Origin of the sequence: Nocardioides abyssi (assembly GCF_030412915.1) — a bacterium.
GTDB classification, from domain to species: Bacteria; Actinomycetota; Actinomycetes; order Propionibacteriales; family Nocardioidaceae; genus Nocardioides; species Nocardioides abyssi.
Map to the genome: position 1 here is coordinate 1 of NZ_JAUHJR010000325.1, position 209 is coordinate 209.

1 protein-coding gene is annotated in these 209 nt (G+C 78.9%); it reads left to right on the forward strand.

Annotated features, from left to right (window positions below):
* Positions 1–6 precede the first annotated feature (6 nt).
* A partial coding sequence (locus QWY29_RS20895; protein WP_300963119.1) for a hypothetical protein occupies positions 7–209 on the forward strand: 203 nt, incomplete at its 3' end.

A 209-nucleotide genomic window follows, 5' to 3' on the forward strand; every position in this document is an offset into this window, starting at 1 on the left:
TAACGCATGAGCACCGACCACCTGCCGCTCGAGCCGACCGCCGTCGCGGGCGAGATGCACCCCAGCCGCTGGGGCGACCCCGCCCGCGCGACCGCCCTCCCCGAGGCCGCGCGCGGCCGGGTGGAGGCGGTCTTCGGCCTCGACGAGCAGCCCGCGGTCGCCGACGTGGTCGTGCCGCGCTCGGTGCTGGCCCCGGCCCACCTCGACGC